This is a genomic window from Streptacidiphilus neutrinimicus (genome assembly GCF_000787815.1).
GTDB lineage: Bacteria > Actinomycetota > Actinomycetes > Streptomycetales > Streptomycetaceae > Streptacidiphilus > Streptacidiphilus neutrinimicus.
On the sequence record NZ_BBPO01000072.1, the window covers coordinates 4,882 to 17,183 of the forward strand.

General features: G+C 70.1%; 13 protein-coding genes. 8 read left to right on the forward strand and 5 right to left on the reverse strand.

Annotated features, from left to right (window positions below; genetic code table 11):
• Nucleotides 1-373 precede the first annotated feature (373 nt).
• The 4 genes from TR48_RS31190 (at nt 374) to TR48_RS31205 (ending at nt 4,522) form a co-directional block, all read left to right on the forward strand.
• A complete protein-coding gene (locus TR48_RS31190; RefSeq protein WP_052443196.1) occupies nt 374-1,546 on the forward strand; it encodes an ABC transporter substrate-binding protein in 1,173 nt (390 codons plus the stop codon).
• A 26-nt stretch (nt 1,547-1,572) separates the two neighbouring features.
• Entirely contained in the window at nt 1,573-2,727 is a 1,155-nt protein-coding gene (locus tag TR48_RS31195) for an ABC transporter ATP-binding protein (protein WP_042373694.1), read from the forward strand.
• On the forward strand, nt 2,724-3,647 hold the full coding sequence (locus TR48_RS31200) for an ABC transporter permease (protein WP_042373696.1): 924 nt from the start codon (nt 2,724-2,726) through the stop codon (nt 3,645-3,647). The genes TR48_RS31195 and TR48_RS31200 overlap by 4 nt, the downstream gene beginning before the upstream one ends.
• Nucleotides 3,648-3,781: 134 nt before the next feature.
• Nucleotides 3,782-4,522 (forward strand): ABC transporter permease, encoded by a 741-nt coding sequence (locus TR48_RS31205; protein ID WP_084729917.1) that lies wholly within the window; start codon nt 3,782-3,784, stop codon nt 4,520-4,522.
• 61 nt (nt 4,523-4,583) lie between these two features.
• Here TR48_RS31205 and TR48_RS31210 read toward each other — a convergent pair whose 3' ends face one another.
• On the reverse strand, nt 4,584-5,111 hold the full coding sequence (locus TR48_RS31210) for a CGNR zinc finger domain-containing protein (RefSeq protein ID WP_042373697.1): 528 nt from the start codon (nt 5,109-5,111) through the stop codon (nt 4,584-4,586).
• A gap of 110 nt (nt 5,112-5,221) precedes the next feature.
• Here TR48_RS31210 and TR48_RS31215 point away from each other — a divergent pair, with 110 nt between their 5' ends.
• From TR48_RS31215 to TR48_RS31225, 3 genes are read left to right on the forward strand one after another with little or no spacing between them, the layout of a single operon-like run.
• Nucleotides 5,222-5,683, forward strand: a complete 462-nt coding sequence (locus TR48_RS31215; RefSeq protein WP_042373698.1) for a VOC family protein — start codon at nt 5,222-5,224, stop codon at nt 5,681-5,683.
• A gap of 10 nt (nt 5,684-5,693) precedes the next feature.
• The gene (locus TR48_RS31220) at nt 5,694-6,581 is read left to right on the forward strand and encodes a pyridoxamine 5'-phosphate oxidase family protein (RefSeq protein WP_369405627.1); all 888 of its coding nucleotides are present in this window, start codon (nt 5,694-5,696) and stop codon (nt 6,579-6,581) included.
• A complete protein-coding gene (locus tag TR48_RS31225) occupies nt 6,578-7,309 on the forward strand; it encodes a TrmH family RNA methyltransferase (RefSeq protein WP_084729911.1) in 732 nt (243 codons plus the stop codon). The genes TR48_RS31220 and TR48_RS31225 overlap by 4 nt, the downstream gene beginning before the upstream one ends.
• On the opposite strand, the gene TR48_RS39410 is transcribed toward TR48_RS31225, so the two are convergent.
• Genes TR48_RS39410 through TR48_RS31245 form a run of 4 tightly spaced genes read right to left on the reverse strand, consistent with a single transcriptional unit; the run spans nt 7,298 to nt 10,948 of the window.
• Nucleotides 7,298-8,113 carry a BRO-N domain-containing protein gene (locus TR48_RS39410; protein ID WP_052443197.1) on the reverse strand — a complete coding sequence of 272 codons (816 nt, stop codon included), beginning with the start codon at nt 8,111-8,113 and terminating at the stop codon, nt 7,298-7,300. The two genes, TR48_RS31225 and TR48_RS39410, sit on opposite strands and share 12 nt — an antisense overlap.
• Before the next feature lie 3 nt (nt 8,114-8,116).
• The gene (locus tag TR48_RS39415) at nt 8,117-8,875 is read right to left on the reverse strand and encodes a BRO-N domain-containing protein (RefSeq protein WP_052443198.1); all 759 of its coding nucleotides are present in this window, start codon (nt 8,873-8,875) and stop codon (nt 8,117-8,119) included.
• Nucleotides 8,876-8,921: 46 nt separating this feature from the next.
• Complete coding sequence (locus tag TR48_RS31240; RefSeq protein ID WP_052443199.1) at nt 8,922-10,172, reverse strand: HTTM domain-containing protein; 1,251 nt, start codon at nt 10,170-10,172, stop codon at nt 8,922-8,924.
• Nucleotides 10,172-10,948, reverse strand: coding sequence for a DUF5819 family protein (locus TR48_RS31245; RefSeq protein ID WP_052443200.1), 777 nt, complete (start codon nt 10,946-10,948; stop codon nt 10,172-10,174). The genes TR48_RS31240 and TR48_RS31245 overlap by 1 nt, the downstream gene beginning before the upstream one ends.
• Before the next feature lie 134 nt (nt 10,949-11,082).
• Between TR48_RS31245 and TR48_RS31250 the strand changes: the two genes are divergently transcribed.
• Nucleotides 11,083-12,234 carry an acyl-CoA dehydrogenase family protein gene (locus TR48_RS31250; RefSeq protein WP_042373701.1) on the forward strand — a complete coding sequence of 384 codons (1,152 nt, stop codon included), beginning with the start codon at nt 11,083-11,085 and terminating at the stop codon, nt 12,232-12,234.
• The last annotated feature ends 68 nt before the right edge of the window (nt 12,235-12,302 follow it).

The following is a 12,302-nucleotide window of genomic DNA, read 5'->3' on the forward strand; positions in this document are numbered from 1 at the left end:
GCCCAGGATTCTCCTGGGCGGCCCCGCCCCTTTGCACTGACACGGGTGTAGGCGTTCTGTTGCGCCTTTTACACGCTGTAGGTGGCCCTGGGAGGGCCGAATCACGCAGGGTAAGCGGTGATGCGGATCACGTCGTCGTGGCCGGGCTTTCATAACAATTCCGCCCCCAACTCACTGGTGGGGCATGGAATCCGCAGCTCAGGACCCTTAATGTCGGTCCCCATCGCAACGTCGGAAAGGACCTCTGGACAGCCCCCGCGTCTTTGAGAAAGGCACTCCCCCGAACATGACGCCCCCGAACATGACGGGCTCCGGCTCTTTTGAGCTCGCGCGCTACACGAACCGCACCAGGCTGACGTCGACCGCTCGCCGTGTGAGCCGGCGTTCGGTGCTGCGCGGCGCGATGGCCGGCGGGATCGCCGTGGCGGGCGCGAGTGCGCTCTCCGCGTGCGGTGTCCAGGGCCATGTGCTGCCGCCCGGCTCCAAGGAGACCGGCCAGGCCGGGCAAGACTACTCGGACGCCGAGAAGACGGTCGTCTTCGCCAACTGGCCGGCGTACATCGACGTCGACCCGAAGAACCAGAACAAGCGGCCGACGCTGGACGCCTTCGTCAAGCAGACCGGCATCCAGGTCCAGTACCTGGAGATCATCAACGACAACAACGACTGGTACAACAAGATCGACCCGTCGCTGGTCAAGGGCATCGACACCGGCTACGACATCATGGTCGTCTCCGACTACATGGTGGCCAAGTACCGCACCTACGACTACATCCAGTCGTTCGACCTGCAGTACATGCCCAACCACTCGAAGCTGCTGCCCAGCGTCCTGCACGACCCGACCGACCCGGGCCGCATGCACTCCATCCCGTGGGCCTACGGCTACACCACCGTCGCGTACAACTCGAACCTGGTGAAGACGCCGATCACCTCGATCGCCGAGCTGTTCACGCGGCCCGACCTCAAGGGCAAGGTCTCCCTCTTCGCGGAGATGGAGGACACCGTCGCGATGGCCCTGCTGGCGCAGGGGCTGGACCCGGAGCACTTCACCGACGCGCAGTTCAACCAGGCGCTGGAGTACATCCGCCGGGCCAAGGACGCCGGCCAGATCCGCAGCTTCACCGGCAACGACTACCTCAGCGACTTCCAGCAGGGCAACACCGCCGTCACGATGGCCTACTCCGGTGACGTCGCCCAGCTCGGCAAGCCGAACCTGGTGACCGTGGACCTGCCCAAGGAAGGCATGCTGGCCTGGTCCGACAACATGGTCATCCCCAACTTCGCGCGGCACAAGAAGAACGCCGAGAAGCTGATGAACTACTACCTCCAGCCCGAGGTGTCGGCCACGCTGACCGACTACATCGACTACGTCCCCGTGGTGCAGGGCGCCGTCGCCGCCCTGCAGCAGCTCGACTCCACGGCGGCCTCGGTACCGCTGATCGTGCCGACCAAGGAGATGGAAGCCAAGGCCCGCGGCTTCATGGCGCTCAGCATCGCCCAGTTGAACGACTACACCAGCCGCTTCCAGCAGATCACCGGCCAGTAGTCCTGCCCACGGAGAGAAGAGTCCCGATGAGTTCCCACGACGTACTCGGCCGCACCGAGGGCGGAGACCTCCGCCTGGTCGGCCTCACCAAGCGCTACGGCTCCTTCACCGCGGTGGACGACCTGAGCCTGACGATCCCCCAGGGGTCGTTCTTCGCCCTGCTGGGCGCCTCCGGCTGTGGCAAGACCACGACGCTGCGCATGATCTCGGGTCTGGAGGACCCGACGGTCGGCCAGATCTTCCTCGGCGAGCAGGAGGTCACCGACCTCAAGCCCTACCGTCGCCCGGTCAACACGGTGTTCCAGAACTACGCGCTCTTCCCGCACCTGGACATCTTCGAGAACGTGGCCTTCGGCCTGCGCCGCCGCGGCGTCAAGGACGTCAAGAAGTCCGTGACGGACATGCTCGACCTGGTCGAGCTCGGCCACCTGGCCAAGCGCAAGCCGACCCAGCTGTCGGGTGGCCAGCAGCAGCGCATCGCGCTGGCCCGCGCACTGATCAACCAGCCGCAGGTGCTGCTGCTGGACGAGCCGCTGGGCGCGCTGGACCTCAAGCTGCGCCGCCAGATGCAGATCGAGCTCAAGCGCATCCAGACCGAGGTCGGCCTCACCTTCGTGCACGTCACGCACGACCAGGAGGAGGCCATGACCATGGCCGACACCATCGCGGTCATGAACCACGGCCGGATCGAGCAGCTCGGCTCCCCCGCCGACCTCTACGAGAACCCGGCCACCACCTTCGTGGCCAACTTCCTGGGCCAGTCGAACCTGATCCCGGCCTCGGTCGAGGGCGAGAAGGACGGCGTGGTCTCCGTCTCCGCGCACGGCCAGCAGCTCAAGGTCGACACCAAGCGCTGCCGCTCCACCAGCGGCAAGATCATCCTCGGTGTCCGCCCGGAGAAGGTCCAGATCGCCACCGACCGCGGCGAGGTCCCGGACGGCCACAACGCGCTCGTCGGCGGCAAGGTCGTCGACACCAGCTTCATCGGCGTCTCGACCCAGTACCTGGTGCAGATGCCGTCCGGCGAGGAGCTCTCCGTCTTCGAGCAGAACACCGGCCGCGCCATCCAGCGCCCGGGCGCCGAGGTCGTCGTCTACTGGGACCCGAGCCAGGGCTTCGGCCTCGAGGGCTCCCAGGACATCGAGGCCGGCGCCGAGGCCGACGAGGAGGCCGCGGCATGACGACTCTCACCGAGGCGCCCGCCCCGGTCGAGGAGCGCGCGCCGGACCGCAAGCCCCGCCGCAACTGGACCCCGTGGGCACTCCTGCTCCCCGGCCTGCTCTGGCTGACCGTCTTCTTCCTGGTCCCGATCCTGTCCTCGGTCTCGGCCTCGGTGCAGACGGGCGACTACGACGACGGCTTCAAGCTGACCTGGCACTGGGCCAACTACCACGACGCGATCGCCGACTTCGGGCCGCAGTACTACCACTCGCTGGTGTACTCGCTGCTGACGACGATCGTCTGCCTGGCGCTGGCCTACCCCGTCGCCTACTTCATCGCCTTCAAGGGCGGCCGGTGGAAGACGCTGCTGATGGCCCTGGTCATCGTGCCGTCCTTCACCAGCTTCCTGATCCGCACCATCGCCTGGAAGACGATCCTCGCGGACAACGGCACCGTGGTGCACACGCTCGCCAGCATGCATCTGCTGAAGATCACGACGGCGCTCGGCTGGACCGTCGGCAACCACGTGCTGGCCAGCCCGGCCGCGGTGGTGTGCGGCATGGTCTACAACTTCCTGCCGTTCACGATCCTGCCGCTGTACACCTCGCTGGAGAAGATCGACCCGCGCCTGCACGAGGCCGGCGCCGACCTGTACTGCAGCGCGTTCACCACCTGGCGCCGGATCACCCTGCCGCTGTCGATGCCCGGCGTCATCGGCGGCACCCTGCTGACCTTCATTCCGGCGGTCGGCGACTACATCAACGCCCAGCTGCTGGGCAACCCGAACACGACGGTGGTCGGTCAGCGCATCGAGGACCTGTTCCTGCGTCAGACCAACGGCTACCCGGTCGGCTCCGCGATGTCGGTCGTGATGATGGTCGGCACGCTGGTCATCGTCATGACGTACATCTGGCGGGCCGGGACGGAGGACCTGCTCTAGTGGCTACTCAGACCCTCTCCACCGCTCCCGCCCCCGCGGGCGGCGACGCACACCTGAAGGTGCGTCGGCGCGGCCCGATCGCCTGGGCCAGGCAGCACGTCCTGCTGGTCGTCACCTTCCTGGTGTTCGTCTTCATGCTGCTGCCGAACGGCGTCATCCTGTGGATGTCGTTCAACTCGCCCGAGGGCAAGTTCAACTACACCTGGCACAAGTTCTCCCTGGACGCCTGGAAGAACCCCTGTTCCAGCAGCACGATGTGTCACAGCATCGGGCTGTCGCTGGAGATCGGCGTGGTCGCCACGATCCTCGCCACCATCCTCGGCACGATGATCGCCTTCGCCATGGTCCGGCACCGCTTCAGGGCGCGCAGCGGCATCAACGCACTGCTGTTCCTGCCGATGGCAGCCCCCGAGGTGGTCATGGGCGCGACCCTGGCCGCGCTGTTCTTCAACACCATCGGCCCGGGCGCGATGGGCTTCTGGACGATCACCATCGCCCACGTGATGTTCTGCATCTCGTACGTCGTGGTGACGGTCAAGTCCCGCCTGGCGGGCATGGACCCGACGCTGGAGCGGGCGGCGCAGGACCTCTACGCCACCCCGACCCAGACGTTCATGAAGGTCACCCTGCCGCTGGTCGCCCCCGGCATCGGCGCGGCCGCGCTGCTCGCCTTCGCGATCTCCATCGACGACTACATCATCACGGTCTTCACCGCGGGCAACTCGGAGACCTTCCCGATGTACATCTTCGGTTCGGTGCAGCGCGCCTACCCGGCGCAGATCGACGTCATCGGCTCGCTGATGCTGCTCGGCACCATGGCCGTGATCGCGGTCTCGCAGGTCCTCAACCAGATGCGGGCGGCGCGCAAGAAGTAGCCCGTCGTCTCCTCGGCTGATCCCCGTCCGGCTCGTCCGGGCGGGGATCAGTGCTTTTTGGTCAGTGCTTCTGCTGCGCGTAGTGGCGGGCGGCCTTGGCGCGGTTCCCGCAGCGGGCCATGTCGCACCAGCGGCGACGACCGTTCTGGGAGGTGTCGAAGAAGGTCAGGATGCAGTGGTCGTGGACGCACTCGCGGATGCGGGCGGGGTCGCGGGCCAGCAGGCGCAGGTAGTCGTCGGCGGCGAGCCAGGCCGGCAGCCAGACCGGGTCGGCGACCTCGGGCTCCTCGTGCGGCCGCCCGGCGGTGTCGAGGCTGCGGCGGATCCGGCCGTGGGCGAGGACCGTGTTGAGCGCGGCGGTGTCCAGGGGATCGGCGCGCAGCACGAGGAGCGCGGCACGGGCCCGGAGCAGCGCGTCGAGGGTCTCGGGGGAGTCGGGAGCCCGGCCGGTCAGGCCGTTGGTCGCGAGCCAGACCGCGAGGCCGTTCGGCTGCTGGAAGAGCTGCTCGTCGTGCCAGCGGGTGTTGAGCAGGTCCAGCGAGAGGGGTTCGCCGCGCAGCGGGCGGGGGTCCTGATCGGCGAGGTCCATACAGGAAGCCTAACCGTTCAGGTCTGGAGTAGCGGTTGCGGCAGGTCTCTTCTAACCCTTACTGTCTTGTTGAACGGTTAGACAGACAGCCTCTGGAACGGGAGTCCGCCATGCCTGCCTCGCTGCGCACCGGCCACGTCGGGATCAACGTCACCGACCTGGACCGCTCGGTCGCCTTCTACCGCGACGTCCTCGGGCTGGAGGTGATGGGAGCCGCCGAGCCCGGCACGCCCCCGGAGCGCCGCCGGGCCCGGCTCGGCAAGAAGGGCGAGCTGGTGCTCACCATCTGGCAGCAGGCGTCCGGGGCCCACCCGACCGACCGGGCCGGCCTGCACCACCTCTCCTTCGAGGTCGACTCCGTCGACGAGGTCCGCGAGGCCGAGTGGGCGCTCAAGGAGCGCGGCGCGACCTTCCACCACGACGGGATCGTGCTGCACGGCCCCGGCCAGGACTCCGGCGGCATCTTCTTCACCGACCCGGACGGCACCCGGCTGGAGATCTTCACCGCGAGCGGTGTGGCCGCGGAGGGCTCCGTGCCCTTCGCCGACGCGCCCACCTGCGGCTTCTTCTAGGTACTGGGAGATGGCGACGATGACCGGCTACCACGCGGGCGAGCTCGCAGCCCAGGCCCGCGTCGGCGACAGCGCACGGGCGGAACACCTCGGCCGCAGCATCCGGAGCACCGTCCCCGCGGTTGCCGCGGCGTTCCTGGCGGAGCGGCAGTTCCTGGTCGTCGGCGCCGCCGACGAGAGCGGGCGGATCTGGGCGACGCTGCTGACGGGCGAGCCGGGCTTCGTCTCCGTCCCCGACGAGCGGACGGTCGCCGTCTCGGCGAGCCCGCGCCCGGACGACCCGCTGGGCGGCGTGCTGCGGGGGAGCGCGCCGACCCGCGTCGGCACGATCGCCCTGGAGCCCGCCACCCGGCGCCGGATGCGGGTCAACGGCGTGGCGGAGGCGAGGCCCTCCGGCCTCGTCCTCCACACCGAGCAGGTCTTCTCCAACTGCCCCAAGTACATCCAGAAGCGGCGCCCGGTCCGGCACGCCCCGACCACCGAGCCCGGACCGGCGCGCTGGAGCTCGGCCCTGTCGGCGGCGGAGCGGGAGTTCGTCGCGACCGCCGACACGTTCTTCCTCGCCAGCGCCGACGCGGACGGTCATGTCGACGCCTCGCACCGGGGCGGCCTGCCCGGTTTCGTCGAGGTCCTGTCGGCGACCCGGCTGCGGTGGCGCGAATACGCGGGCAACGGCGCCTACATGACGCTGGGCAACCTGGAACTGAACCCGTGTGCGGGGATCGTCCTGCCGGACTGGCGGAGCGGTGACGCGCTCCTGCTCACGGGTGAGGCCCGGACCGACTGGCAGGAGCGCACGGTGGAGTTCGCGTTGTCGGCCGCGGTGCGGCTGCCGGACGCGCTGCCGATGCGCTGGACCGAACCCGAGTTCTCGCCGGCCAATCCCCCTCTACGCTGAGGACCGTGATCGACGTCGAGGAACGCTGGGCCGAGTTGGCGGCGGGTGGGGACACCGTCCTGCTGGAGGGTTTCCACGCGCTGAAGCACGCGCTGCGCTTCGGGGCGGTGGTCCCGCTGGCGGTGACCTCCGCTCCCGCGGGCCTGGCCGAACTCGCCTCCGCTCTGGCGCCTGACCTGGGCGGCGTCGACGCCGTCCCCGTCTCCGCGGAGACCCTGCGCCGCCTCGTCCCCCGCCCGCACCCGACGGGCGTGGCCGCGCTGGCCCTTCGTCCACAGCCTGTGGACGACGTTTCCCGCTCGACCCCGTTCGTGGTCCTGGAGAACCCGCGCAACCTGGGCAACATCGGCGCCGTCATCCGCCTCGCCGCGGGCTTCGGCGCTGCGGGCGTCCTCACGACGGGCGACGTCGACCCCTGGCATCCCACGGCGGTCCGTGGCGCGGCGGGCCTCCACTACGCCACCTCCGTGGCCCGCACCTCGCTGGACGCCCTGCCCCCGGGGCCGGTCTTCGCCCTGGACCCGGAGGGCGTCTCCATCCACGACGTCACCTTCCCGGATGACGCGTTGCTGGTTTTCGGCTCGGAGCGCCACGGGGTGACGGATGATGTGAAGGGGATGGCCGCGTGCACTGTGGCCATCCCCATGCGTCCTCATGTCTCCAGCTTCAACCTCGCCACGTCGGTGGGCATGGCGCTGTTCCACTGGCAGGGCCGCTCACGTCAGTAGGCGGGCGCCGTCATCCCCAGCCTGTGGAGAACCTCGGCGATGTGCGCGGGCCTGCCACGCAGCTCGGCCGAGCCGAGGCTGACGGTGATGTCGGCCTCCGGCAGCGGCGGGTGCGAGCGATGCAGCAGGTGCCGCAACCACGGAGGTGAACAGCAGCCGCTGACACGGCCGATGGCCCTTGTGCCGGCGGATGCCGACGCGCTCGACCTCCGAGCAGAGGAGGTAGGGGCCGAAGGGCGGTTCGAGCTCGTCCTCCGTGACGGCGATGAGCCGCATCTGCCCGTGCGGGCAGTGGATCGATCCGTCGCCCAGAACCTCGAATTGCTGATCGTCGACGTTCAGGCGGCGGTTGCCGATCACGGGTTGGTCGAGATCCAATGCCTTGGCGAAGGTCTCGGCCATGCGCTCGCGCGCGGCGCCGAGGTCGGTGTCGCCACGTCGGATGGAGGGCAGGAGCTCGCGGGTGACCCAGTCCTGGAAGGGACGGGCAGTGGGCTTCCGGGACCGCATGATGAGGGTGCAGAGCCCGCTCTCGTTGGTCGCTGTCATCCTGGGGTTCCCGGTTGTGTACCCACGCTGAGCAGGGGTTTCCCGGGTTCCGTCAGTTGAGCTGACGGAACTCTTCCGGAGGTCGACAGTGAGCCGCTGGTCCGGTGCCAGCGCCGTCGCGGCCATGCGGGAGTTGCCGATCCCGAGGATCCGGCAGACGTCCGGCACGGCGAACCAGGGCTCGCCGTCGATGATCACGACGCGGACGGGCTGTCCCGTCGTCGGGAACTCGGTGTGCATCAGGCGGGTGTCCATGGTCTAGCGGACTCCGTTCAGGACGGTGAGGACGTCGGTCGGGGCGCCGGAGATGAGCAGGACCGAGCCGGGTGGCGCAGCCGGCCTGCGGTGGCAGGCGCGGGCGAGGTCGGTGAGGCGGACCGGTGGGCAGAGGCGGTGGACCCTGCTGCCGACGAGGCCGACGCGCTCGGTTCGGGTGCACCGGAAGTGCGGTCCGTAGGGCGGCCCTCCGTCCTCATCGGGCGCGGGGAACACCGGGTTCATCGCGCCGTGCGGGCAGTGGACGAAGCCGTCGGAGTAGAGCTGGAACGTCTGCCCGAGCAGCTCGAACGCGCTGACGGGCTCGGGATCCGGGACGGTGTCGAGGTGCAGCACCTCGGCGAAGGTCTCCGCCGTGTGCTCGCGCGCGGGGTCGGTGTCGCCGTGGCGGATGGAGGGGAGGAGCTCGCGGGTGAGCCAGTCCTGGAACGGGCGGGCGGTGGGCTTGTCGGAGCGCATGATCAGCCGGTGGAGGCCGCTCTCGCTGACGACGTCGAGGTCGGGGTTGCTTCGTGAGAACCCACGGTGACCAGGGGTTTGGTGCGTGCCCATAGTCAGGGTATGGGCATTCACGACACGGACTTCCTCCTCGCCGAGGAGCTTGACGGCCTGGGTCGGGTCGGTCCTGCCGAGGATCCGGCAGACGTCGGCGACGGCGAACCACGGCTCGTCGTCGATCAGGGTGACGCGGAGGGGTTGCCCCGTGGTGGGGAACTCCGCGTGGAGCGTGCGCGTGTGCATGACGCGCCCTTTCGGGTGGGCGATGGAGCGCCCTGCACAACGCGGGTTATCGGATGACCGACACGGCCTCCTGCTCGCGCTCGGTGGCGCGAGGGGCGCGCATGATCGTCTGGCGCACGACTGGCGTGGCGGCGACGCGCGCCACCCCCTTAGCCACCCCCGCCCCGACCCGCACGAGGAAGCCGGTGGGCAGGAAGACCGCGTCCGCGCTGATCATCGCGAGGGAGAAGAAGGGGAGCCCGAGGACGACGGCGATGGCCAGGTGCTCCGTCATCATCAGCGCCAGCATCACGTTCTTGATGCGCCGGTTGAAGACCAGGAACGGGAAGCCCACCTGCGCGATCACCGTGCCGTAGGTGATCAGGGTGACCAGCGTGCTGTTGTTGCCCAGCATGCTGTCGAGCGCCGGCCACGGCTCGAAGTAGTGCAGGTGGAGCGGGTACCAGAGGGCGGTGCCGCCCTGCCACAGCGAGCCCTGGATCTTGTACCAGCCGGCGGTGGCGTAGATGAAGCAGACCTCCGCCGCGATCACCAGCATCGCGGCGTTGTGGAGCAGGGCGGTCAGCGCGTCGAGCAGGGCGGAGCCCTCGCTCTCCGGTGCGCGGCGGGTGAGCGCGCCGCGCAGGCCGGCCAGCAGCCAGCAGAGCCAGAAGAAGGCGCCCCAGGTGTAGAGGCCGAAGTCCAGCATGCCGAGCTGGGCGAAGCCGGAGAGCTGACAGAACGCCAGGGCCAGTCCCAGCAGCAGCCACACCGCGACCCCCGCCGGGTCGCCGGTGCGCCGTGTGCCGCGTCGCGCGGCGCGCGCGTCCAGGGACCAGACCTCCCCGCACCGGGTGAAGACCAGGTAGATCGCCATCAGGTGGACGACGTTGTCGCCGCCGTCGCCGACCAGGACCGCTCGGTTCTGCAGGGACAGCACGAGGACCATGAAGACCAGAGAGGTCGCCCGGGTGCGCCAGCCCAGCAGCATCAGCGCACTGACCGCGATCGCCGCCACGTACACGCACTCGAACCACCAGCCCGAGTCCGACCAGGCCAGCACGGAGAAGGCGTGGTTCGCCGTGAGCATCTGCCGGGAGAGGTCACCGCTCCAGGGCGACAGGTCGCCGTACAGGACGCGGCGGTTCGGCCACTCGCGCAGCAGGAACGCGCCGAAGGTCAGCGCGACGCCGATGCGGACGATCGCGGCCTGGTGGCGGGCGAGCGTGCGGCCGGTGACGGTGGTCCAGCCCCGGTACGCGGCGTCGGCGCCACGGGCCACGCCGCGGGTCAGAGCAGGGTGCAGCAGGGCGCGCATCAGGAGACCCCCAGGCCGCTGTAGTCGTCGTCGGTGGCCGGCCACCACGGCAGCAGGCGGTAGGACGGGGAGGTGGTCGCGGGCGCGCCGGTCCAGGTGGGGCCCGTGACGTCGGTGGTGGCGGAGCGGAACTGGATCTGGATGACCGGCTCGCCGTGCCAGTCCCGTCCGATCCGCTGCAGGCCGATGCGCTTGAGGTACTCCACCGAGAGCGGTCCGCCGAACCCGGTGGACTTCTCGTTCTGGTCGTGCCAGGCGGAGTAGTAGTCCCAGGCGCGGCGCAGCAGGTTCTGGTTGACGTGGCTGGGGAACGGGTTGCCGTGGATGGCGGCGACGTCCTGGGCGGTCAGGTCGATCCACGGCGACTGGGCGCGGGCGCCGTTCGGGTCGAGGGTCTGCACGCGTGCCTGGATCGCGATGTTCTGCTGCAGCGGGTTGGGCGCGAACAACTGCCAGTTCTGCTCGAACTCGGGCATCACGTGCGCGTTGACCGTGGCGGCGTTGCGCTGCGAGATCGGGTTGCCGGGCGCGATGGAGAGGAAGACGGCGCCGAGGTGGTAGACGACGGCGACGGCCACGGCGATCACGGCCGCGTAGAGAACCAGCAGCGACGGCAGCGACCAGCGGCGTCCCGGTCCGGCGTCTTCCGCCTCGGGCTCGGCCTCGGCGTCCTCGGAGCCGTCGGTCCGGCCGTCTGCGGGATCGGCCTCGTCCGGAGCGGTGCGGGGCCCGGGTATGGGTTCGTGCGTGGTTGCGCCGTCCGGCTCGTCTGCCACTTCTGCCCGCCTTGCCGCTCCGCTGATGTCTGAGCACGGTACTGATGTCGGCGCCCTGTGCGCGACCCTTCCGTGTATCTAGAACTTGTTCTAATCTGACGTCGCGTCAGCATCTGAATCGGAAGGGGCGCCCCGTGGACTTCACCTTCACCGACGTGCAGCAGGCCGCTGCCGAGGCGGCCCGCGGAATCTTCGCGGACGTCGCACCCGACGGGGGCGTGCCCAGCCCCGCCCTCGGCGTCGAGCCGGTGGCCCCGGACATCGACCGGGAGCTGTGGCAGCGCCTGGCCAAGTCCGACCTGCTGGGCATCGCGCTCGCCGAGAGCCACGGTGGCGCGGGGCTGGACGAGATCGCCTGGTGCCTGGTGCTGCGCGAGTCCGCGCGGGTGCTGGCGCGCGTTCCGCTGCTGGAGACCGGCGCGGCGGCGCTGGCCGTCCAGGCCCTCGGCACCGAGGAGCTGAGGCGCAGGCTGCTGCCGGAGGTCGCGGCCGGGCGTCTGGTGCTCGGGGTCGCCGCGCACGGCCGCAGCGGCCACGAGCCGGCCGACGAGGCGGTGACGGCGCTGCCGGTCGCGGGCGGCTGGGCCCTCACCGGGGAGCAGACCGGCGTCGCCTGGGCGCCGGTCGCCGACCTGGTCCTGGTCCCCGCACGCGGCCCGGAGGGCACGGTGCTGCTGCTCGTCGACCCGCGCGGGGCGGGGGTGACGCTGGAGCGCCAGGTGTCGACCAACGGCGAGCTCGCCGGGCGGCTGGTCCTCGACGGCGCGCTGGTGGAGTCCTCCTGGCAGCTCGGGCCCGCCGTGGCGGACGGTGCCAACTGGCGCGCGGTGCGGGCGTGGCTGATCGTGGGCGTGGCCGCGCTCTGCCTGGGGCTCGGCGAGGCGGCGTTGCGGCTGACCTCGACGTACGCGTCCAAGCGGGAGCAGTTCGGGCATCCGATCGCCACCTTCCAGGCGGTGGCCGTCCAGTCCGCCGACCGCTACATCGACCTGCGGGCGATGGAGGTCACGCTGTGGCAGGCCGCCTGGCGGGTCGCCCACGGCGGCGACCTCGCCGACCGGATGCCGCTGGAGGCGGACCTGGCCACGGCGAAGATCTGGTCCGCCGAGGGCGTGCGCGCGGTGGCCTCGACGGCCCAGCATCTCCACGGCGGCATCGGGGCCGACCTCGACTACCCGCTGCACCGCTACCACGCCTGGGCGAAGCACCTCGAGTTGCTGCTCGGGCCTGCGGCGGCGTTCGAGCAGGAGTTGGGCGATCTGCTGGCGGAGCACCAGTTGCCCTGAGCGGTCGGCTCGCCCTGAGCCGGCGGCACGACGGTGCCGACAACGACCGCGCGCCGCGCTGTGGTTGC